A 22,604-nucleotide genomic window follows, 5' to 3' on the forward strand; every position below is an offset into this window, starting at 1 on the left:
CATGGGAATAAGAGCAATAGCACAGGTGCTGACAGCCCTGATCATCAGCTTTAGCGTAAGTGCACAACAGCAAGATGACTGGGACTGGGAGGATGATGAATGGGGCGTGGCAGAAGAACCTGCCGGATTACCGCTGCACGGCTTTGCCGAGCTGGCTCTCGGGCGGCGCACAGTATCCAGTCCCTTCCATGACGCTCTGAGTCTTGGCGATGCAAGGCTGCGACTGGAAACCAGTTACCTGTGGCACGATATTAACATTGAGGCTAAGGCAGAAGGCCGCTACGACGCCGTATTATCCGCCTGGCAGGGACGAATTCGTGAGCTTTCCGCACAATTTAGTGTGGGCAGTCGACTGGATGTAAAAGCGGGCCGGCAAATTCTGACCTGGGGCACCGGAGACTACCTGTTTCTGAATGATCTGTTTCCCAAAGACTGGCAATCCTTTTTTGCCGGCCGCGCCGATGAATACCTCAAGGCACCCTCCGATGCCATTAAAGTATCGGCTTACTTTGACTGGTTTAATCTGGATCTGGTTTATAGCCCGCAGTTTGACAGCGACAATTATATCAGCGGTGACTACTTTTCCTTCTTTAACCCCTGGGCCGGCGGCGTGATTGCCCCGCAGCCTGGCTTTAATGCAAAACGCCCCTCTGGCGATGAATGGGCCATGCGCCTGTTTCGCAACATTGAAGGTAAAGAAATCGCCTTTTATGCCTATGATGGCTACGTCAAGAGCCCTGAAGCCCTGAGTATTGACGGTTTGCCAACCTTTAGTGGGTTACAGACGTTGGGGGCGTCGTTTCGAATGGCTTTAGGCAGCGGTCTGTTTAATGCTGAAATCAGTCATCATCGCAGCAAAGAAGATGGCAAAGGTGAAAACCCTCGCATTCCCAATAGCGAATGGCGCGCCCTGCTGGGGTATGAATTGGAAGTGGTCACCCGCCTGACAGGCAGTTTTCAGTTTTATCTGGAACATACACAAAACCATGACGCGTTATTGGCAAACTCACCTTTTTCAGACTGGGAAGTGGAGCAAAACCGCGTAGTGCTGACCAACCGGCTAACCTGGCGTAACCAACGCGACGACCTGACCCTGTCCTTATTCACGTTCTATTCTCCTACAGATCAGGATGGTTATTTGCGCCCTGGCCTGGACTATCGCCTGGATGATAACTGGAGCATGAGCGCCGGGATGAATTTGTTTTTTGCTGAGCAGGAGCACAGCTTTTTTGGCCAGTTTAAGGATAACAACAACGTGTATGCCCGGATTCGATACAGTTTCTAACCACTTTAGGTGAACACATTTAAGTGGTCAGTTTGTGAAACAGTGAATTAACCTTAACCCAGGAGTGATGATCATGAGTGCAGAAAGAGCTCTGACTGCCTTTGCCGGTTTTATGGTGTTATTATCCGTCGCCTTAACAGTATGGGTACACCCTAACTTTGTGTGGTTGACGGTGTTTATTGGCGCCAATTTATTTCAGCAATCCTTTACCGGATTCTGTCCGGCCACCATCGTGCTGCGTAAAGTCTTTGGTTTTAAAACCGAGGCCGAACTGGCTACAAAGCATTAACCCTTGTTGCAGGTAACACAAGTGGAAACGATCACTTTACATGAAAAGGAAGCCGCACAAGCGGCAGCCTTTTTACGCTCTTTAGGCAATGAACACCGGCTGCAAATCCTTTGCAAACTGGCAAACGGCGAGCTTCACGTGGGTGCGCTGCACCAGAGCTTTGATTTAAGCCCTTCGGCTTTTTCACAGCATCTGGCGGTATTGCGCCAGCAAGGTCTGGTGGAATGCCGCAAAGAAGCGCAAACCGTGTTTTACCGGATAAAAGACCCCGATACCATGAAGTTTATGCAGCTCTTGCAGGCTAAGTTTTGCCCGGATTATTAAGTGTTCATATTTAACCGGCGCAACTCCTGTTCGGTCTGCTTTTGCAGCTCTTCCATGGTCTTGCCGTGAGGCATGGGGGCTTTGGTTTCAGGATCCACCCGCACAAAGACAATGTCATCAGCAAAGCAGATGGTTTTCTTGGTCGCTTTGTTGCGTACCAGGCAAGAGACGGTAATGGAGGTGCGCCCGACCTTTTTTGTTTCCAGACCAAATTCCACCACATCGCCAGATAACGCAGGGCTCTCGAAGCTAATTTCACCAATATGCTTGGTCACCAGATAATTGCTTTCTAACTGGCAAATGGCATAAATTGCGGCTTCTTCATCGATCCATTCCAGAGCACGGCCACCGAAAAGGGCGTTGGCATAATTGAGATCGTTAGGCATGACCAGGCGGCGGGATAAAAAGCGCATTCGTATTCCTTGTGTAATTTCAATAAAATCAATTATATCAGGTATCTTTTAAAACCGGGGACCATGTGTCAAAACCACCACTCGCGGACAGCTGGATAACACAGCGCCTGAAAGGGCATTATCACCGTCAGCTGGTCTTGATCAGTGGCGACCAACCATGGGCCATTGAACAGGCAAGAGCAATACAGCAGCAGTTCTCCGACAACGTTCTGTGGGTCGGCGAACACCCCGAAGGCATTGGTGCAGATTGCGGTGATTATCGACAGTATCTCGGGCGGGAATACGAGCTGCTGATTTACAATGTGTACTCCGGGATCAGAGCCAATGCGCTGATGGCCTTGTCGGGTACCGTAACCCATAGCGGCCTGATGCTGTTATTGTGCCCGGATCTCACTTGCTGGCCTGATATGCCAGATCCACAAGCCACAAAACGTGTTTCCTTTGGTTTTAAACAGGATGATACGCGTCTGTTGTTTGTGGAGTGGCTATTGCGCCAGGCTGAAACCGACCCACAGGTTTTATTATTAACCCCTGAAGGTCAATGGGGATGTCCGGCACCAGCCAAAAGTCCGCGTCCGCCTGGCACGGGGCCCTTTGCCACTGAAGACCAGCAATACGCCGTTGAAGCCATTGTTAAGGTCGCCACCGGTCACCGAAATCGTCCACTGGTAATCACAGCAGATCGCGGCAGGGGCAAATCTTCAGCCTTAGGGATCGCCGCCACACAAATCATAGAGCGTACTGGCAAGAAGATTCTGATAACGGCTCCCACATTGGCACAAACGCAAAAGGTGTTTGAACACGCCAAACAACATATGACGGTCTCAGAGCAAACCCCTTCACATTTAATCTCGGCAACTGGCGGTAGTCTGCTATTCCAGCCTGTTGATCAGATTATCAAAACACGTACCGCCGCTGACATGCTGTTGGTGGACGAAGCCGCGGCCATTCCGGCCCCATTACTTAAAACCCTGACCACGCGCTACAGCCGCATTGTTTTTAGCAGTACTGTGCATGGCTATGAGGGATGTGGTCGCGGCTTCGAATTGCGCTTTAAGCCCGCTTTGGCATCACTGCACCCCCAGTACCGACAGGTGAAGCTTGAGCAGCCCGTGCGGTGGCAAAGCGGTGACAGTCTGGAAAGATTTTGGTTTAACATCACGCTGATGGACAGCCCCGCCACCACTCACGGCGGCGAAACACTTATCGGTGAAACCTTATCCTTTGTACCTGTCGCTGCACAGCAACTGATTCAGCAACCTGATTTATTCAGGCAAGTTTTTCAGCTATTGATCAATGCGCATTATCAGACCAGCCCTGACGATCTGATGCGTCTGTTAGATGCCCCCCAAAGCCGACTCTTTGTTTTGGCCCAGGCCGATCAAGTGGTAGCCGCTGTCCTCGCCGACGAGGAGGGAGGTGCTCCACTACACCCACTGGCAGAGGAAATCAGTCAGGGTACACGTAGGGTTCAGGGGCATCTTCTGGCCCAGAACCTCAGTCACTGGGTCAGCAGCGCCGCCCTCGCCAGATTACGTTATCTTCGCATTGTGCGCATTGCCGTTTCCCCTTCATTATGGGGAAAAGGCCTCGGCAGTCGTTGTCTGAATGAATTATATGACGTTGCCAAAGCTCAACAGATAGATTTCATTGGCAGTGCCTTTGGGCTCACTGCAGAGCTGGCCAGCTTCTGGTTGAAAAATCAGTTTTATTTTAGTCGACTTGGACTCAAGCAGGACATGACCAGCGGCGAACACAGTATGCTGGTGTTACGTCCCTTATCTGAATCCGCGACCACTGCCATGAGTGAGATTCGCCATGAGTTTCAGCGCGAATTTGTTACCCAGCTCCCGGGGCCTTTCAGGCAGGTGCCTGGTGACGTGGTGAGGGGAATACTACAGACGTTTTCCGGCCAGGATACACTTGAAGCCAGCGATCTGACCAGATTACGACGTTTTGCAAAGGGAATGGGCACCGCTGAGGCCATTTTTGTGTCTCTGCGCCAATGCTGCCTGTGGCTGTGTCAACATCAGCAGCTACAAGATGATGTCCGTCTGCACCTGCTCATCGCAATGACCCTGCAATACCACCATGCAGCACAGCTGTGTGAAACCTTTAATCTCAAGGGCAAACGGGACATCACCCGGGCGCTGCGACAACTGCTTGAGGAAAAGATTATTTTTAATGACAACAACATAAAATTGAAGTAAAAAGCCCTACGTTAATTTTATCTGTATATGCCGTGACCGCCGTCAGCCTGCTGCAACCCGCCCTTACCAGTACCATACTGGACAGACTCGCCGATGAACTGAGTGAAAACGGTTATTGTCTGACGCCCTCTGTGCTGCCACCTGAGCTTACAGAGCAACTGTTATTGGAAGTCCACCAGCTTAATCATGAGCATTTTGAACCTGCGGGGATTGGTCGCGAGCGTCAACAGCAACACAATCAATTTGTACGCACGGATGCCATTCACTGGTTGAATGGCCACACCCCGGCGCAACAGGAATTCCTTGGTCTGATGGAAACCCTGCGTTTGGCCATTAATCGCCGGCTTTTTATGGGATTATTTGACTACGAATGTCATTTTGCTCACTACCGGCCAGGGGATTTTTATAAAAAACACCTGGACGCCTTCAAGGGCCGTACCAATCGCGTGCTCAGTACCGTACTCTACTTAAATCCTGGCTGGGGAAACAAGGATGGCGGTGAGCTACTGATGTATGAGCGTGATAGCAACGACCCCATTTTGAGGGTCACGCCATTGTTTGGCCAGATGCTGATTTTTCTCAGTGAGCGCTTTCCCCACGAAGTCATGCCCGCGCAGCGCGACCGTTACAGCATTGCCGGGTGGTTCAGGGTCAACACCAGTATTGGTGGAGCCATTGATCCCCCCGCCTAAGGGTCAAAGGACCACCTCACCTGGACCGTTGCAAACGAGCCGCCAATGGGTTTTCCGGCCAGCGCCTTAGCTGGCAGTGATGCAACATAAGGTGTTAGAAGTAAGCCTTACTGATCTGCTCGGCTATCTTGATCAGGCCTAACTGCATGTCATCAATGAAATCATGCAGCTTTTCCTGCTTCAGCGCTTGTGGCTTAGCCTGATTCAATTGTGCCTGTAACCTCTCCACTTCCTCCACCGGCCCGTCATGTCTGGGCAACGCCATCAATAGTGCCTGTAGCTGCTCAAGAACGTGCCCCAAGGAACGGGGAAACCGAGCTTCAAGGAGCAAAAACTTCAATACATCAGCACGATTAATTCTCAGCCGCATTTCCCGACGGTACATCTGATAGGCAGACATGGACTTGAGTACACCCATCCACTGAATGTTTTCAAAAGCCGACTGTTCGTGGGTAACTTCACGCAACAGGTTGGCGGAACGCACATCAATGATGCGGGTGGTCATATCCCCCCTCTCAAGGTTGCGCCCCATGCGTAAAAAGGCATACCCCTCATCATGGGTCATGGTACCGGTTAGCATTCCGGTTATGGTCTGATTACCACGAATGATGCTGATCAAAGAATCATAGCGATGGCGGTGAGTCAGAACCGACTGACAGTGTTTCTTGGCTTCTAAATAGAGTCCGTTGATTTGTTCCCAGGACTCACGGGGCATAATCTCTCGCACCGTTCGCGCGTTTTCCCGAGCGGCCGTGAGTGAACTGATGATAGATCCGGGATTGAAGGTATCTGTCACCATGTACTTGATGACACTGCGTTCATCAGCCTGCTCATAATGCTGATAAAACTCTTCCCGTGCCGACAGAATATCGACAATGGGCTCCCAGCCTAACTTCACACTCTTAGGCAAATCTAACAAAAGATGGGAATTAACGTTGATTAACCTGGCCGTATTCTCGGCACGTTCCAGGTATCTGGCCATCCAGAAGATATTACTCGCTACCCTTGATAACATAATGCTTATGACTCCATATCTACGATCCAGGTATCCTTACTGCCACCACCTTGCGAGGAGTTGACGACGATGGAGCCTTTACGCAACGCCACCCTGGTCAATCCGCCCGTGGTCACCTGAATATCTTTTCCGCTGAGAACGAAGGGACGCAAATCCAAATGGCGAGGCTCCGCTTTATTGCCAATCAGTGTCGGCGCGGTTGATAACATCAGCATGGGCTGGGCGATATAATTCCGTGGGTCCCTGCGGATAAGACGGCGGAATTTATCGCACTCCGCTTTAGTGGAATGGGGTCCGATTAGCATGCCATAACCACCCGATTCATTGGCCGGTTTGACCACCAGCTGCTCGATGTTTTCCATCACATAATCGCGATCTTCCTTAACGAAGCATTTATAGGTCGGCACATTGGCTAAGGTCATCTCTTCGTTGAGATAGTAACGAATGATCTCCGGGACGAAGGCATACACCACCTTATCATCCGCCACGCCGGAACCCGGCGCATTGGCAAGGGCGACATTTCCCGCTTTCCACGCTCGCATCAATCCACTCACCCCCAGCATAGACTCGGGATTAAAGGCTTCCGGATCGATAAAATGATCATCTACACGCCGGTATATCACATCGACGCGTGCTGGGCCCTCAATGGTACGCATGTAGACCACATCGTTATCATCAACGAACAGGTCACTGCCCTCCACCAGCTCAGCCCCCATTTGCTGTGCTAAATAAGCATGTTCGAAATAGGCAGAGTTAAAAATTCCCGGCGTTAATACGACAATTTCGGGTTGCTCGATTTGTCGAGGAGACAACTGACACAGCATGTCATAAAGCTGCGAGGGGTAATCATCAACAGGCAAAATATTGTATTGATTAAACATCTCGGGAAAAACACGCTTCATAACATGACGATTTTCCAGCATATAAGACACCCCGGAAGGAACCCTGAGGTTATCTTCAAGCACATACACCTTACCTTGCGCGTCCCTGACCAGGTCAGAACCACAAATATGCGCCCATATACCCAAAGGAGGTGTAATGCCCTTACATTGGTGCAGGAAGTTTTTAGACTTGCTGAGCAAGTCAGCCGGGAATACCCCATCCTTGATGATATTCTGATCGTTATACAAATCGTTAATAAACATGTTCAGCGCTTTCACGCGCTGCTTCAGCCCGGCTTCAATCTCGTTCCACTCAGATTTATCAATAATTCGCGGAATAATGTCAAAAGGCCAGGCTCTGTCTATTGACCCCTCCTCCTCATGGTAGACCCGAAAACTGATCCCCATAACGTGGATAGCGGTCTCGGCTGCCGCCTTATACTCTTCAATATCTCTGTCATTTAATCCGCGCAGATGATCACACAGAGTTTGTGCAGGGGGCCGGGGGCGCCCGGCGGCGCGCAACAGCTCATCATACAGATCCTTTACTTTGTAGCTCCCCCAACGAATTGCCATCCGTTAATTCTCCTTCATGGGTTTTAGTTAAGCTGCTATAAATAGTGGCATTCATCTGACAAAATGCAAAAAAGTGTCGGAATTAACTTAACTTAGTGGAAAACTCATGCCTTGAGCATGAACCGCTGATAAGGAAGAAAACTGTGACGTATTGTCTGGCGATCCGTGTTAACAAAGGGCTGGTTTTTGCATCTGACTCCCGCACCAATGCGGGGGTGGATTATGTCGCCACCTACAGCAAGATGCACCGTTTTGTATGGCCGGAAGAACGCACTGTGCTGTTACTGACAGCGGGCAGTCTGGCGACGTCCCAAGCCGTGGTCAATGCGATTTACTCCGATCTGGAAGACCCCGAAGCCCCGTTTAATCTGCGCAAAGGCAAACACCTGTATGATGTGGCCAGTTACATTGGTTCACTCAGTCAGAAAGAACAGCAGCTACACGCTCCTGCCCTTGAGAAAAGTAATGCCAGTGCTGAAGCCAGCTTTATTCTTGGTGGACAGGTGGCCGGTAAAGCCTGCGAAATCTATATGATCTACCCGCAGGGAAACTACATCAGTGCCTCAGACGAGACACCTTATCTACAGATAGGTGAAAACAAATACGGTAAGCCTATCTTAGATCGCATTATTACCCCCAGCACCTCTCTGGAGGATGCCGCTCGCTGTGCCATGGTATCCCTGGACTCGACACTTCGCAGTAATATCAGCGTGGGATTACCCATCGAACTGGCCATTCATACCAATAACTGCATAGAAGCGCCATGGCATAATAAATATACTGCCTTCAGCCCCATGTACAAGTCTATGCAGAAACAGTGGAATGAGGGGCTGCGGCAAGCATTCTCGGGACTTCCCCGATTTGATTGGGAAAAAGAGGATTAACCGGCGCCAATAACCTTGTGCACAAAACGCAGCTTATCCGTTGCGACACTGGAAATGACAAAAGGATACGCATCCTCCAGTCCCATACTGCGGTTTAAGGCATTGAGTACAGAAGTCAGGCGGCACCAGTCGTTATACAGTTGATTAAAGTGCGCTTCGTTTTCTGACGCGTCGCTTTGCGGCAGCTGGAAAAGCGGATTAATCACCTGGTGGGAAGACACGCTGAAATCAAAATCACTGGCGGTCTCCAGAGTATCAACCATATGCAGGTAATGAGCCCAGGTTTCCGCCCAATCCTCCCAGGGGTGCATACTGGCGTAGGCACTGACCCAGACTTTATGCCATTCGGGCGCGGGTCCTTGTTCATAGTAGTTTTGCAGGGCGTAGGTATAATCTAAGCGCTCATCGCCAAACAGCTGCCTGAATTCGGTTAGCCATTGGCTTCCCCGAACCAGCTTATCCCAATAATAATGACCGGACTCATGTCGAAAATGTCCAAGTAAGGTGCGATATTGCTCGTTAAGTTCTTCGCGCATTTTCATCCTTGAACTGTGCTCTGCTTCTTTGAGATTCAGGGTGATAATGCCCGCATTATGTCCGGTCGTAACAAAGTTCTTTACAGTCAATTCGTTACCGTATTCATCTTCAACCTGATCTTCGAGAAACTCAAAACCCAAGCCCTGCTGAGGATCCTGCTGCCGTGATACCACAGGCAACTCAAGCTTGAACAGGGTGTACAGGAGACGACGCTTAGCCTGTTCCATTCGGAACCAGAGTCGACGGTTTTCCGGCTGATTCAGGTTGGGGATAGTACGGGTCATCTCGCAAGAACGGCACAAGTCCGATTCCTGTTCAACAGGGATCATCCAGTTACACACGTCATGTATTGAATAGTTTTTACATTGCCGATAGAGCTTGCCGTTAACGGCCGCCCGCCAGCTTTTGTTGTCAGCGTGGGTAAGGGCGCTCAATTTTCTTTCGTCCGGCAGAAAGCCCAGAGTCAGCTTACAGCTGACGCACTGGGTATTAGAAAAATGCAGCGTATTACCACACTGACAGGAAAAGGTTTTCATAAGCCTCGCTTATTGTTTATTTATACTGTGATGACACCGTTCATTCTACTACGTTGTCAGAATATGACCTTGTTATTGACCAAAGCGTTTGCCGCCTTGCTGTAAATAACGCTGCTCCTGCTCGGATGAAACCCGTCCCAGCACCTTATTGCGGTGAGGAAAACGACCGAATTCATGCACAATATCCCGATGTTCGACAGCAAAGTGATAGGCATTTAATGCGGCCAGATGTTGTTCCCCTTCAGGATACTCCTGTAACAGGGCCGCAAAGCAGGCAACAGATTGTTGCTGAACCTGTTTATCTTCAGCATGTTCCAAAGGATGGTAGAAAAAAAGCCGTTCAACCAGTCGTAATTGTTTATCTTCACCTTTCTCGATACCTTGCTGACATAAATCCAGTGCCTTGTCGTCATAGCTAAAAGCCTGTGCAGAGCCGCGGTAGATATTTCGAGTAAACTGATCAAACAGCAATATCATGGCTAACCTACCCTGCGGATTATCGAGCCAATGCTTTAGTTCCCCTCTGTCTGCCAACTCCAGCACATTGTGAAAACGCTCTCGAATAAGATGGTCGGTTTCTGGATTACTCCGGTACCACATTCTCTGCTTGTCAGCGGACGAGAGCTCGCCTTCAATATCACCAAACCAAAACGCCAGAATTTGTTCGTATGCTATATCAATCATTTTTTTTCACTTTTTCCCGTTGTCCTGTTGAAACCCGTTCACCTGTCCCTATATAGGTATTGTCGGCGCCGAAAGGGTCGACAACGAACCGCCGCCGAATTATCGGGGCACAAAGGGGCACAGGCCCAATTACATATTGCTTTACGAGGATATGATTATGCGTAATATAGATCTTTCTCCACTTTACCGCTCTTTCATTGGTTTTGACCATCTTGCATCCATGATTGATGCAGCATCACGCAATGAGAAGCAACCCTCTTACCCACCCTATAATGTCGAACTTTTGGGTGAGGACAAATACAGAATTACCATGGCAGTGGCTGGCTTCGATGAATCTGAACTCGAGATTCAGGTTGAAGAAAATACCTTGCAGGTCACTGGTAAAAAAGACGCGCAGGAAAAGGAACAGGAACGTAAGTTTTTACACAAAGGCATTTCCGAGCGCAGCTTTGAACGCAAATTCCAGCTTGGCGATCATGTCAAGGTACTGGCGGCAGATCTGAAAAATGGCTTGTTGCACATTGATCTGGAACGCGTTATTCCTGAGTCGAAAAAACCCAGAAAAATTGAAATTGGTAGTCAGCTAATCGAAAACGCGTAGGTTCGCGACGATACCATGTTTCCCTGAAAAAAACGGGCCCTAAATCAGGGCCCGTTTTTTATGGGTCAATCAGTAAGGGTTTGAGGGGGCATAATAGGTCGTGTTGCGTCCGTCGATATCTAAACGAATCGGCGTCACGTTGCTTTGCCCTGTGCTGAGATTAAAGGTATCACCACTGACCAGGCGATAGCGCAATAGATCTCGTAATATCACCGGCTGACCGCATTGAGTCTGGGTGAACTGGGTCAATGAATCTGTCTCCAGTACATAAGCCTCAAATTGACCATCAATGATGCTATTGCCATCTTCGCTGACAAACATAGACGTCGCTTCGGAGACACCAATAGCACGTTTGCCCATACCGATATGGGCAAGAAATACTGCCATACGCCCCATTCTGTCGCGCTCATAAAAATGGGTGTCGGTGATCACGTCCTGCATGACAGGTGTCGACAAAAAGGGTGTCGTAATGTTGATGGTGTTGTGACAAAAGTCTGTGACTGCGTCGTCGCTTATGGCGCCAGCCACACCATCTGGATCATAAACGTATTCACTTTGTACTGCATTACCGGCAGAAGTCCCCCCGATGACACCGCCACGCTGATAGACTGCGTCAATAGCGGCCTGGACCTTGGTTCCGGCCCATTGATTGAGGTAGTCTGACTGATCGCCCCCGGATATCCACACAAATTCAGCAGAGTTAATGGCCCACTCTACATAATCGGAATTAGCCAACGACACGGAATCCACAATCAGCGTCTCTACCGAGTCGGCGTCTGTCAGGCCGGATAAATACGCGTTGTACGCATCCGTCCCTGTGGTTCGCAACACCACAATATCGCCACCGTTGATATGAGGCTTAACCCGTAAACTGAAAGCATCGTCCACATCAGTCCCACCTCCCATAAGTAATACCGCTCCCCCGGTAGGCAACGTCGGACAGCTATCTTCGGCGTTACCCACCAAGCTGGCGGTTAGCCCCTGAGGTTTGGAGGGCCGGGGGCCATATTCGTTACAAGCAGGGGAACCACTGCTACCATCGGGATAATCAACCAATAACTGATAATCTCCGGTACCACTATAACGGGTCACTTTGATCAGATGCTCACCCGCGTCAGCAACATAACTGCCTGTTTCGGGATTTGCACTGCTGGCGCCAGTGAGCACCGCGGGACCTGACACCTCATACAGATCCCAGTCAAAATCAGCTCGGCTACCATGGCTGAGGCTAATGGTGATCTCTCCGGCTTCGGCCAGATTAAACTGATACCAGTCCACATCCTGGCGACTACTGATGTTGCCCTGTAGTGGCGTTGACGAACACAGTGGACCATTGGCACTGGTTTCGCTGTCATTGTTTTCTGATTCGATGGTAAGGCAGGCCTGAGCCTGAAAACCATAGCTAACTGCGAGCAGAGCAGCGATTTTCAACATAGGCTTCATTACAAAGCTCCTGATTTTTATTGTGTCATAAGGTAACCGATGATGGTCGGCTTGAGCGTGGCCGCGAAAACGGCCTTAAATGGCTGCCTCAGACTCAACACAACATATAAAGGATGTTAAAACCTATGCAGGGTGGAACTCAGGCAGTCAAAGAGGGGGGATAGAGCTATTCGTCAAACCACTCTGACAAGTGATAGTCAGTGGTACTGTGATGTAATGCACATAGCAGCACGTGTTGACGAACTGAAAACAAAGGAATGACCTGAAGATATTTACACTTTGTTTACAATGCCACGCTTTCCCACTTATGACAAGTGGCTGTGTAGAAATTCTACAATTTGTTGATTAACTTTGTCACTATGGGAGATGGGCGCCATATGCCCTGCGGATACAGACACCGCGGTTAACCGTGGAAGTTGCTGACCAATAACCGCGGCCACCGCATGAGCGGGGGGGCGACTGTATTTCCCGGTCATCAGCAGAGTGGGCTGCATGATACGGGCATAGTCCTGCGGCGCATAAGGTTCACTGAGCAGTGCCTGGAAGTCCAGTTTCACCTTTTCCACCTGGGACGAAAAAGCGGCCTGCATAGATTCCGGCAGGGCGTCGAAATACCCCTCGCCATTCCAGTAGTTAACAAAGGCCGCGGCAGCGTCAGACGCCGAGCTTTGTGCGACATCAGAGGCCAGCTTCTGTACCTCACGTCGACCCGGCGCCTCATCATTGAGCAAATGGAAAGCCACCGGCTCAAACAGCATCAGCGAGCACAGCCGTGAATTCTGCTCAAGAGCAAGCTTAAGCGCCAGAGCGCCACCATAAGAATGGCCCAACAGGTGATATTGGTTCACCTCCAGTTTATCCAGAATCTGGATCACGCGCTCCGCCTCTGTTGTCAGACTGAATGTCTTCGGCTCTTCTACGGCTGGCGCTTCTCCATAACCATAAAGATCGATATTAATCACCCGAAAGTCTGACGCGATGTTTGCACTTAATGAACGCCACTGTCTGGCACTGCTCATGGAGCTGTGTAGCAAAACAATGGCCGGTGCCTCCGTGGGTCCTGACTGATACACGCCGCGCATATTGCCTCCAATCCGACTCGTTCAGATACAACAACGCCGGTAGGGATAACTCCGTACCGGCGCGGTAATGATTCATGTTTCAACGCTTGCCTGTGGCGTTATTGAGCGCTTAATCGAGCAGCTGACTTAACTCAGCGCTCACGTGCTCAACGGGTTTAGTCCCGTCAATTTTGTGGTAAGCACAGTGTCCTTTTGACGCTTGCTGCTGATAATAATCTACCAGCGGCTTGGTCTGTTCATGGTAAATGGCCAGACGCTTACGTACGGTATCTTCCTGGTCATCTGGACGCACGACCAGGTCTTCGCCAGTGACATCATCTTTATCTTCTACCTTAGGTGGATTGTGTTGAATATGATAAACACGACCCGATGCAGGATGAACCCGGCGACCCGCCATACGTGAGACAATCACATCGTCAGCCACATCAAATTCTATGACATGGTCAACACGTATGCCGTGCTCTTGCATGGCATCCGCCTGAGGAATGGTACGCGGGAAACCATCCAGTAAAAAACCATTTTCACAGTCAGGTTGCGCAATACGCTCCTTCACCAGTCCGATAATCAGCTCATCAGAAACGAGACGCCCTTCGTCCATGATCTTTTTCGCTTCCAGGCCCAATTCTGTGCCCGCTTTTATCGCTGCTCTTAACATATCTCCGGTGGATATCTGTGGGATCCCGAATTTACCCATTAAAAACTGGGCTTGGGTGCCCTTACCCGCTCCGGGCGCGCCAAGCAAAATAATGCGCATACCTGGTCCTCTTACTGGTGTGTGACAATTAGATGAATGATAAACAAACACGGACTTTACACATTAAGGTGTGTTGTGACAAGGCGAAATGCCCCAACTGCGTGCTTATCCGACCATAGTGTGAGGTTTTATCGCATCACAGACAACAAACGGGCCAGAAGGCCCGTTTGTTTAGGTTTTATCAACCTTTACTTTACCAGGCTCACCAGCAATTGATTGACTTTACTCACGTAACTGGCCGGGTCTTTCATACTGCCCTGCTCCGTCAACGACGCCTGATCAAACAGAATGTCAGTGAGTTGGGCAAAACGCGTTTCATCCTGAATATTGGCCAGGGTCTTAATCAATGGGTGCTCCGGGTTCACTTCAAAGTGATAACTGACTTCAGGGACCGGCTGACCTGCGGCCTGCATCAGCTTCACCATCTGAGTACTCATGCCCTGATCGTCGGCAACCACACACGCAGGAGAGTCAATCAAGCGGTGGCTCAGCTTCACATCTTTCACTTTATCACCTAAGGCCTTCTTAACCCGTTCAGTCAGACCTTCGACTTCTTTCTCTGCTTTTTCCTGTGCTTTCTTACTTTCCTCGTCGTCCAGCTCGCCTAGGTCCAGATCACCTTTGGTGACAGACTGAAACGACTTTTCCTGATAGTCAGTAAGATGAGACATCAGCCACTCATCGATTCGCTCTGACATCAGCAAGACTTCAATGCCTTTCTTGCGGAAAATCTCAAGGTGGGGGCTGGTCTTGGCTGCGGCGTAGCTATCCGCTGTAATGAAGTATATTTTCTCCTGTCCCTCTTTCATGCGGGCGATGTAATCATCCAGAGAGACGGTTTCAGCGCTACTGTCTTCATGCGTGGAAGCAAAGCGCAGCAAACCTGCGATCTTTTCTTTATTGCTGAAGTCTTCCGCTGGCCCTTCTTTGAGCACATTACCAAATTCTTTCCAGAAGCTTTGGTATTGCTCAGGATCGTTCTTAGCCATGCGTTCAAGCATCTGCAGCACTTTTTTCGTACAACCCTGACGCATCGCCTGAGAAATGCGATTATCCTGCAGAATTTCTCTCGATACGTTCAATGGCAGGTCATTGGAATCCAGCACACCCTTAACGAAGCGCAGGTAGGTGGGCATAAACTGCTCTGCGTCGTCCATAATAAACACACGCTGAACATAGAGTTTCAGACCGTGTTTCTGCTCACGGTTCCACATATCAAAAGGTGCTTTGGCAGGAACATAGAGCAGGCTGGTATATTCGGTTTTACCTTCCACCTTATTGTGTGACCACAACAGAGGGTCGCCAAAATCGTGGGAGATATGTTTGTAGAACTCTTTGTATTCTTCATCAGAGATCTCAGATTTGTCTCTGGTCCAAAGCGCCGTGGCCTTGTTAATGGTTTCCCAGTGAGCTGGCTCAGCGGCAATTTTTTCACCATCCGGGCCATCCTGTTCGGGCACTTCGTCTTTGTACATTTGCACAGCAACGCTGATATGGTCGGAATACTTGCCGATGATCGAACGCAAACGCCAGTCATCCAGGAATTCTTTCTCGTCCTCTTTTAGGTGCAAAATGACATCGGTGCCCCGACCAGGCTTCTCAATGTCCGCAACGGTAAAGCTTCCTTCACCTTCGCTTTGCCACTCTACGCCTCGATCCGCTGTCTCACCCGCAGCACGGGTGCGTACCGTGACTTTATCGGCAACGATAAAGGCCGAGTAAAAGCCCACACCGAATTGGCCAATCAGTTGTGAGTCGCGGGCCTGGTCGCCAGAGAGCTTGCTAAAAAATTCCGCCGTACCGGATTTTGCAATCGTCCCCAGATGCTCAATCACATCATCCCGGGTCATGCCAATACCGTTATCAGAAATGGTCAGCGTACCCGCGTCTTTATCTACCGACAGGCGTACCCTGAGATCGCCATCGTTTTCATACAGGCTATCATCGGACAATGCCTTAAAGCGCAGCTTATCCGAGGCATCGGCGGCATTGGAAACCAACTCACGTAAAAAGATTTCTTTATTTGAGTATAAGGAATGGATCATCAACTGAAGCAGCTGTTTCACTTCAGTCTGAAAGCCATGGGTTTCTTTATGGGCTGTTTCGGCCATAAACGTTACTCTCCTGGTTCGATTAAAACCTGCGCGGGTGCTGCAGGTGCAAAAAAATGATTCAACTCAGGAGATAGGGACGCGGCGCCGAAAATCAATGGCCCACTGACAATTTATGGGCGTTTAGAGCACTCTTCGCCCGGAGAAGGCATGGGTGAGTGTGGAACCATCAAGATACTCCAGTTCCCCGCCAACCGGAACACCATGAGCGATACGGCTGGCTTTTATGGTGCGGGTTCGGCACATCTGTGCAATATAATGAGCCGTGGCCTCCCCCTCTACGGTGGGGTTGGTGGCCAGAATAACTTCCTCGACAGGATTGGTGTCCAGCATCGTCGCTAGTCTGTCCAGGCCGATTTCATTGGGACCAATCCCATCGATGGGTGATAAATGCCCCATTAGCACAAAATACAGCCCTTTAAACTCACTGGTTTGCTCCACGGCCATCACGTCCTGCGGACTTTCCACCACACACAGCACCCCTGCCTGCTGTCGGCTGGGACTGGCACAGATATCACACAGCTCTGACTCGGTGAATGTTCGGCACTGACTACAATGCTGTACATGCTCCATGGCGTTACGCAGCGCATCAGACAGGGCCAGTGCGCCATCGCGGTTTCGCTCCAGCATCTGAAACGCCATACGCTGTGCAGTTTTCTGACCGACACCGGGCAGGCACTTTAGGGTAGTGATGAGCTCACTGAGTAAAGGACTGAATTTCATTCACACTTCTGACTATAAACCGACAATTAGCAGGACGTTCGTTAGAAAAACGCTCACAGGCACCATCAGAGATAAATTAAAATGGCATCTTCATACCAGGAGGCAACGGCATACCACCGGTTACTGATGACATTTTTTCCTTGGTTGTTTCCTGCACACGTCTGACCGCATCATTGGTTGCTGCTGCCACCAGATCTTCAATCATGTCCTTGTCATCTTCCATCAGACTCTCATCAATCTCGACCTTGCGCACATTGTGATTACAGGTCATGGTGATCTTGACTAAACCTGCACCGGCTTCCCCGGTTACCTCCAGGTCGGCGAGTTCCTGTTGAGCTTGCTGCATGCGCTCCTGCATTTGCTGCGCCTGCTTCATGATATTACCCATACCACCTTTAAACATAATTACCTCTTCATCAATGGTTATCTTGGTTCAATACTTTGCGTCATCACGGACGCACCAAATTCATTTACGAGCCGGCTGACGGCTTCATCTGATTCAATACTCTGACGAGCAAATTCCTGTCGCATTTTCCGAATTGCCACGCCCAGCGCAAAAGGCGTGTTCACAGGCTCTGTGAGTTCCACGTTGAGCTTAACAGCATGGCCCAAAACCTCCTGCAATGACTGTTCCAGCTGTTCATGTGCGGACGGCGTATACAAATGCGCCTTGCTTTGCTGCAACGATAATGTCACCTCTTCACCTGCGATATGACAACGGCTATGCAGCGCCAGCTGCTTTATCAGACCACTCACCGACATCTTTTCGATGAGCTGACTCCAGCTATCCAGCTGCGCCGCACTGAGCACTTTTTCCTGCTCACCGACAAAGGTCGGAATATGCATGTCGACCTTGAGTACCGCAGCATCTTCTTGCTGGTATTCAGCCAGAATACTCTCGGTTTCTCTCTCACCGTCGGTTTGTTGATCTGTTTTTTCCGTTGCAGGCGGTTCCGCTGGCCCTTGCTGATTCTCCCCTGCTATCTCTTCCTGCTTATCAGCAGGAGAAGTAACAGGCAGTGGAGAACGCGAATCATCCTGTTCTCTCGTGCGATTTGCCTCTACAGGTTCTTCAACAACTGGGTGATCTTCGGCTACATTTTGCTGCGCCAATGCCATCGGCTCAGCAAACATATCAATAACGCTGTCATCCCAGGGCGGCGGCGCATCCATGGAATCGTCTAGCCCTGCGTCCTCACCCGCAACTGCTGCTGACGAAACAGCGGCCTCAGTCTCCTGTACAGGCGCCTCCGTCGCAAAGTCCTGTGGCTGACTCAAAGCGCTGGCAGGTTGGTCCTGTTCGGCTAACTGGGTAGTGACCGTCGGCTTTGCAACGTTCTGAGACGGCGCCTTCTCAGACTTGTCTGCGTGTTCAGTCTGATTACGCAACTGTCTTTTCAGCGCCAGAATTTGCTCTGTCCTGCTCAAGGCTGGCTCTGGCTCTGGCTCTGGCTCTGGCTCTGGCTCTGGCTCTGGCTCTGGCTCTGGCTCTGGCTCTGGCTCTGGCTCTGGCTCTGGCTCTGGCTCTGGCTCTGGCTCTGGCAAATCAGCCTGTTCAGTATCAGACTGAGGGTCAATAGCCGGCTGATGTAAATACTCAGCCTGTTGCCATATTTGCTCTTGTTCGCTCTCCAGCTGCTGATGATGCGCGTCGCTGTCTGCCTCAACAGAGGGTGCGTCGCTCACCGACATACTTAATTCTTCAATGTCTGCCAGAGTTTTTTTTTGCGCTGATGGCGTAAACGCCAACATCCGCAATAAGGTCATTTCCAGCCCGGCACGGCCATCTGCGGCAAAAGGTAAATCCTTTCTGCCCTGCAACGCTATCTGATACAACAACTGTACTTTTTCTGCATCAAGACTCTTTGCCAGTTGATACACCGCACGGGCGGTCACCGTTTCAAGTTTGCAGCTGTCCGGTACCAATTGCGTCAACGCAATCTGGTGCAGCAGGCTCAGGATCTCTGCCAATAGCTGCCCATAATCAGGAGCTTGATAGGATAGACTGTTTACCTGTTCAAGTACCTGTGAGGACTCTCCCTTTATCACCGAGTGCAATAGCTTGAGTACCTGGTTCTTATCCATCAGGCCCAGCATATCGACCACCACGCGGACACTAACCTGCCCATTACCCTGAGCAATCGCCTGATCGGTCAGACTTAGGGCATCGCGCATACTGCCTTGCGCAGCCCGGGCAATCTGAGCAAGCGCTTCATGCTCGAACTGCAATGTCTCTTGCGTAAGAATATGCTTAAGTTGCTGGGCAATCTGTTCACGAGAGAGCGCCTTCAGATTGAACTGTAAACAACGGGATAAAATAGTAACCGGCAGCTTCTGGGGATCTGTGGTCGCCAGTAAAAATTTCACATGAGGCGGTGGCTCTTCCAGTGTTTTAAGCAATGCATTAAAGCTATGCTTGGAGAGCATGTGGACTTCATCGATGAGGTACACTTTAAAGCGTCCACGGGTCGGCCGGTACTGCACATTATCCAGCAGTTCGCGGGTATCTTCGACTTTAGTCCTGGAGGCCGCATCAATTTCCAGCAAGTCGACAAAACTACCCGCATCAATCTCCTGACAGGTAGAACACTGACCACAAGGCGTCGCACTCTGTCCCTGTTCACAGTTCAGGCTCTTAGAGAAAATCCGTGCGATAGTGGTTTTACCGACCCCTCGGGTGCCCGTAAACAAATAGGCGTGATGTAAACGATCATTGTCCAGCGCATTAGAAATCGCGCTGACCACATGTTCCTGCCCAACCAACTGAGCAAAGTTTGCGGGACGCCACTTTCGAGCCAATACCTGATAACTCATAGAGTTTTCAATCTCCCTCAAACTCGCAAAGAAAATGGCATGTAATATCTTGTCCTGACAGCTTCGCTGCGCCGCCCAGGTCGGGTAGATTGATCACAAACGCGGCATGTTCCACAATGCCGCCCAGTTGACGAACTAAGGTCGCAGTGGCCAGCATCGTGCCGCCTGTTGCCAACAGATCATCCAGAAGCAACACTCTCTCGCCCTCGCCAATGGCATCCCGGTGTAACTCGAGAACATCCGAGCCATACTCCAGCTCATAGCGCTGCTGAATAACCGGACGGGGAAGCTTATTAGACTTACGCACAGGCACGAAACCTGCGCCCAGCGCTTTGGCCAGAGGTGCGCCGAAAATGAAGCCACGGGCCTCTGTGCCAGCAATCTTATCAAACTGATGAGAGCGGTAATGCTCTGCCAGCAAATCAATACAACTGGCAAAAGCTTTTTTGTCCTGCATCACGGAGGTGACATCACGAAACTGCACACCGGGCTTGGGATAATCGGGCACCGTTGTGATCACGGATTTAATATACTCGGCACTCATCAACCCTGCCTCTGAGACGTATTGCAATAATGACTAGAGATAATAGACACCCCAGGCCAGGATGACGTGCAGCAGCGGCAGTGCAAGTAACACCACCAGTGCGCCGAGAAGGTACTTCATATTGAAAGGATCTTTGAATTCATTGTCTTGATGCATGGTTTTCACCCTGAATTACAACAGCCGCAAATTTTAATCCAAAGCCAGGTGAATTCATAGGCGTAACTAGCGGCTATTGCCAGGCTAGCTATCCTCTTGATGAACCACCACCAGAATACGCTTGAGTAAAAACCTTTGCACCGCCTGATTAACCTGCTGTTCCAGCTGCTCTGGTGGATATTGCGGTAAGGCCTGATGCATCTGCTCATTGAGCGACATGAGATTAACCTCTCCCTGCTGTTCAATGTAATTGAGCAGATAAGCGTTAACCTGATCTATCTCAGTGAAACGCACCTCATCCTGCTCATCTCTGCATACGACAAAGTACCAGGGGCCATCCGCCTGTTGCGGATAAAACTCAGTACAGATTTTATGCACCGGAAACTGATAACTGAGTAACCACGCAAGTTCCGAGACCTTCAGCGTGGTATAGGGTTTCCCCTCTTGCCAATAACCACCACCCGGATCTTCTTTGCTGATACTCAGAGCCAATTCGACCCACTCATAATGCGCCAGCTCCGCCATAAAGGGAGGATCCGTTGCCAATGGCTGGTATTCATTCGCCAGAAATTCTACAAACTCTTTACTGATATCAACAAAATAAGGCGAGCGACAGCCATGCTGATGATAAAACGCTCTGCATAAATCTAGCCATTCATCCTGCTCATACAAGGACTGCAGAACGGGAAAACCATTACTGAGGAAACCCACAATATTGTTAAAGAATAAGTCCCGGTATATAGACAACCTGCGCTCTTCCAGGCCGGCTGGGGCCGGTTCAAGCTCCGGGTGCTTAAGATGTTTTGCGAATTGTTGCTGCAACGCGGAAAACTTCTGCATTATGCACTCTTCCCAAGGGTTGCACTGTATTGTTGTTGCAACTGATGAATCCGATCGACCTCCTGCAACAGCGATTGCATCGGAGGAATATTAAAGTCTCTTTCTAATAATGTTGGAAAAACGCCATGACAGGCATAGGCTTTTTCCAGCAGGTCCCAAACTGGCTCAATAACATCTGCACCATGGGTATCCACAATCAAATCTTCGGCTTCATTGTAATGACCGGCAATGTGCGCATAGGCAATGCGTTTTGTAGGAAGTGAACGCATAAATGCCTCTGCATCGTAGCCGTGATTAACGGAGTTGACATAGATGTTATTAATATCCAATAGCAACTTACAATCTGCCTCTTGCAACACTGCAAGCGTAAACTCCAATTCACTGAGTTCTTGTCCGGGGGCAGCATAATAAGAGACATTTTCCAGTATCAGTGGCCGCTCAATAACATCCTGTACCCGTTTTACCCGTTCAGCCACATGCTTTACGGCTTCTTCAGTAAACGGAATCGGCATCAGATCATACAAATGCCCCTGTGCTGAACAATAACTCAAATGTTCGCTGTAATGCTGGATACCGTGTTGGTCCAGAAAACCCTTTACCGATTTAACAAATTCAATGTCCAGCGGGTCCGGACTACCAATAGACAAAGATAATCCGTGGGTCTTGAAATGGTGTTTTGCCGTCAATGCGTTGAAAAGCCGACCATATCGACCACCGATGGGAATCCAGTTCTCCGGCGCCACTTCCCAAAAATCAACTTGCTCGGGAACCGATTCAGTCAGCTCATCCAGCATTTCACGACGCAGCCCCAAGCCTACCAAATTCTTCTCATTACCCATGCCATCTCCATCACTCTGTCGCACCCTGCATTCTATTAGAACCCATGTCTCATGCATGTATCAGCACTACCCGACCGACACCACGTTCAGAACCTTCGTTTTACAGTGTGGCAACCGTTGCTATTTCGACATCTGACTGCACAACGATGTCATAGAAAAGGCCGGTAAAAACCGGCCTTTATGACTCCACCGGCTAAACGCGATTACTTTGAGCCGCACTTGCCTTCTTTCTTAGCTTTATCGCCGCCACATTTTCCCTCTTTGTGAGCTTTATCGCCGCCGCATTTACCTTCGCCACACTTGCCTTCTTTGTGGGCTTTGTCGCCGCCACATTTACCTTCGCCACACTTGCCTTCTTTGTGGGCTTTGTC

At 50.0% G+C, this 22,604-nt stretch carries 23 protein-coding genes; 7 read left to right on the top strand and 16 right to left on the bottom strand.

Annotated features, from left to right (window positions below; all coding sequences use genetic code 11):
- Position 1 precedes the first annotated feature (1 nt).
- The 3 genes from CCY32_RS14845 to CCY32_RS14855 all read left to right on the top strand — a co-directional run bounded on the left by CCY32_RS14845 (position 2) and on the right by CCY32_RS14855 (position 1,898).
- Entirely contained in the window at positions 2 to 1,285 is a 1,284-nt protein-coding gene (locus tag CCY32_RS14845; RefSeq protein ID WP_088332037.1) for a hypothetical protein, read from the top strand.
- Positions 1,286 to 1,358: 73 nt separating this feature from the next.
- Positions 1,359 to 1,574, top strand: coding sequence for a DUF2892 domain-containing protein (locus CCY32_RS14850; RefSeq protein WP_088332039.1), 216 nt, complete (start codon positions 1,359 to 1,361; stop codon positions 1,572 to 1,574).
- A gap of 21 nt (positions 1,575 to 1,595) precedes the next feature.
- Positions 1,596 to 1,898 carry a metalloregulator ArsR/SmtB family transcription factor gene (locus CCY32_RS14855; protein WP_246840639.1) on the top strand — a complete coding sequence of 101 codons (303 nt, stop codon included), beginning with the start codon at positions 1,596 to 1,598 and terminating at the stop codon, positions 1,896 to 1,898.
- Here the strand turns inward: CCY32_RS14855 and CCY32_RS14860 are convergent.
- Positions 1,895 to 2,311, bottom strand: coding sequence for a hotdog domain-containing protein (locus CCY32_RS14860; RefSeq protein ID WP_088332043.1), 417 nt, complete (start codon positions 2,309 to 2,311; stop codon positions 1,895 to 1,897). The two genes, CCY32_RS14855 and CCY32_RS14860, sit on opposite strands and share 4 nt — an antisense overlap.
- A gap of 65 nt (positions 2,312 to 2,376) precedes the next feature.
- Between CCY32_RS14860 and CCY32_RS14865 the strand changes: the two genes are divergently transcribed.
- Both CCY32_RS14865 and CCY32_RS14870 read left to right on the top strand, forming a co-directional pair.
- A complete protein-coding gene (locus tag CCY32_RS14865; protein WP_088332045.1) occupies positions 2,377 to 4,521 on the top strand; it encodes a GNAT family N-acetyltransferase in 2,145 nt (714 codons plus the stop codon).
- 32 nt (positions 4,522 to 4,553) lie between these two features.
- Positions 4,554 to 5,213, top strand: coding sequence for a 2OG-Fe(II) oxygenase (locus CCY32_RS14870; protein ID WP_246840640.1), 660 nt, complete (start codon positions 4,554 to 4,556; stop codon positions 5,211 to 5,213).
- A 94-nt stretch (positions 5,214 to 5,307) separates the two neighbouring features.
- Here CCY32_RS14870 and CCY32_RS14875 read toward each other — a convergent pair whose 3' ends face one another.
- Positions 5,308 to 6,228: an alpha-E domain-containing protein gene (locus CCY32_RS14875; RefSeq protein ID WP_088332047.1), complete on the bottom strand. Its 921-nt coding sequence runs from the start codon at positions 6,226 to 6,228 to the stop codon at positions 5,308 to 5,310.
- Between the two features lie 5 nt (positions 6,229 to 6,233).
- A complete protein-coding gene (locus tag CCY32_RS14880) occupies positions 6,234 to 7,685 on the bottom strand; it encodes a circularly permuted type 2 ATP-grasp protein (protein ID WP_088332049.1) in 1,452 nt (483 codons plus the stop codon).
- A gap of 143 nt (positions 7,686 to 7,828) precedes the next feature.
- Between CCY32_RS14880 and CCY32_RS14885 the strand changes: the two genes are divergently transcribed.
- A complete protein-coding gene (locus CCY32_RS14885) occupies positions 7,829 to 8,569 on the top strand; it encodes a peptidase (protein ID WP_088332051.1) in 741 nt (246 codons plus the stop codon).
- On the opposite strand, the gene CCY32_RS14890 is transcribed toward CCY32_RS14885, so the two are convergent.
- Positions 8,566 to 9,642: a putative zinc-binding metallopeptidase gene (locus CCY32_RS14890; protein ID WP_088332053.1), complete on the bottom strand. Its 1,077-nt coding sequence runs from the start codon at positions 9,640 to 9,642 to the stop codon at positions 8,566 to 8,568. The genes CCY32_RS14885 and CCY32_RS14890 overlap by 4 nt on opposite strands.
- Positions 9,643 to 9,714: 72 nt before the next feature.
- Entirely contained in the window at positions 9,715 to 10,326 is a 612-nt protein-coding gene (locus CCY32_RS14895) for a DUF924 family protein (protein ID WP_088332055.1), read from the bottom strand.
- A gap of 157 nt (positions 10,327 to 10,483) precedes the next feature.
- Here CCY32_RS14895 and CCY32_RS14900 point away from each other — a divergent pair, with 157 nt between their 5' ends.
- Positions 10,484 to 10,927 carry an Hsp20 family protein gene (locus CCY32_RS14900; protein WP_088332057.1) on the top strand — a complete coding sequence of 148 codons (444 nt, stop codon included), beginning with the start codon at positions 10,484 to 10,486 and terminating at the stop codon, positions 10,925 to 10,927.
- 69 nt (positions 10,928 to 10,996) lie between these two features.
- Here the strand turns inward: CCY32_RS14900 and CCY32_RS14905 are convergent, their stop codons facing one another.
- From CCY32_RS14905 to CCY32_RS14950, 11 genes are all read right to left on the bottom strand, one after another.
- On the bottom strand, positions 10,997 to 12,370 hold the full coding sequence (locus tag CCY32_RS14905; RefSeq protein ID WP_088332059.1) for a Type 1 glutamine amidotransferase-like domain-containing protein: 1,374 nt from the start codon (positions 12,368 to 12,370) through the stop codon (positions 10,997 to 10,999).
- A gap of 305 nt (positions 12,371 to 12,675) precedes the next feature.
- Positions 12,676 to 13,452 (bottom strand): alpha/beta hydrolase, encoded by a 777-nt coding sequence (locus CCY32_RS14910; protein WP_088332061.1) that lies wholly within the window; start codon positions 13,450 to 13,452, stop codon positions 12,676 to 12,678.
- Positions 13,453 to 13,561: 109 nt separating this feature from the next.
- Positions 13,562 to 14,206 carry an adenylate kinase gene (gene adk, locus CCY32_RS14915; RefSeq protein WP_088332063.1) on the bottom strand — a complete coding sequence of 215 codons (645 nt, stop codon included), beginning with the start codon at positions 14,204 to 14,206 and terminating at the stop codon, positions 13,562 to 13,564.
- A 188-nt stretch (positions 14,207 to 14,394) separates the two neighbouring features.
- Positions 14,395 to 16,317: a molecular chaperone HtpG gene (gene htpG, locus CCY32_RS14920; RefSeq protein ID WP_088332065.1), complete on the bottom strand. Its 1,923-nt coding sequence runs from the start codon at positions 16,315 to 16,317 to the stop codon at positions 14,395 to 14,397.
- A 123-nt stretch (positions 16,318 to 16,440) separates the two neighbouring features.
- The gene (gene recR, locus CCY32_RS14925) at positions 16,441 to 17,040 is read right to left on the bottom strand and encodes a recombination mediator RecR (RefSeq protein ID WP_088332067.1); all 600 of its coding nucleotides are present in this window, start codon (positions 17,038 to 17,040) and stop codon (positions 16,441 to 16,443) included.
- Between the two features lie 76 nt (positions 17,041 to 17,116).
- Positions 17,117 to 17,443, bottom strand: a complete 327-nt coding sequence (locus tag CCY32_RS14930; protein ID WP_088332069.1) for a YbaB/EbfC family nucleoid-associated protein — start codon at positions 17,441 to 17,443, stop codon at positions 17,117 to 17,119.
- A gap of 20 nt (positions 17,444 to 17,463) precedes the next feature.
- The gene (gene dnaX / locus CCY32_RS14935; protein WP_088332071.1) at positions 17,464 to 19,854 is read right to left on the bottom strand and encodes a DNA polymerase III subunit gamma/tau; all 2,391 of its coding nucleotides are present in this window, start codon (positions 19,852 to 19,854) and stop codon (positions 17,464 to 17,466) included.
- A 7-nt stretch (positions 19,855 to 19,861) separates the two neighbouring features.
- Positions 19,862 to 20,398 (bottom strand): adenine phosphoribosyltransferase, encoded by a 537-nt coding sequence (apt, locus tag CCY32_RS14940; protein WP_088332073.1) that lies wholly within the window; start codon positions 20,396 to 20,398, stop codon positions 19,862 to 19,864.
- A 33-nt stretch (positions 20,399 to 20,431) separates the two neighbouring features.
- Positions 20,432 to 20,554 carry a hypothetical protein gene (locus CCY32_RS17475; RefSeq protein WP_281492518.1) on the bottom strand — a complete coding sequence of 41 codons (123 nt, stop codon included), beginning with the start codon at positions 20,552 to 20,554 and terminating at the stop codon, positions 20,432 to 20,434.
- Between the two features lie 84 nt (positions 20,555 to 20,638).
- Positions 20,639 to 21,394, bottom strand: a complete 756-nt coding sequence (locus CCY32_RS14945) for a putative DNA-binding domain-containing protein (protein WP_088332075.1) — start codon at positions 21,392 to 21,394, stop codon at positions 20,639 to 20,641.
- Entirely contained in the window at positions 21,394 to 22,233 is an 840-nt protein-coding gene (locus CCY32_RS14950) for a DUF692 domain-containing protein (protein ID WP_088332077.1), read from the bottom strand. The genes CCY32_RS14945 and CCY32_RS14950 overlap by 1 nt, the downstream gene beginning before the upstream one ends.
- Positions 22,234 to 22,604 lie beyond the last annotated feature (371 nt).

It is taken from the genome of Lacimicrobium sp. SS2-24, assembly GCF_002201535.1.
Lineage (GTDB): Bacteria > Pseudomonadota > Gammaproteobacteria > Enterobacterales > Alteromonadaceae > Lacimicrobium.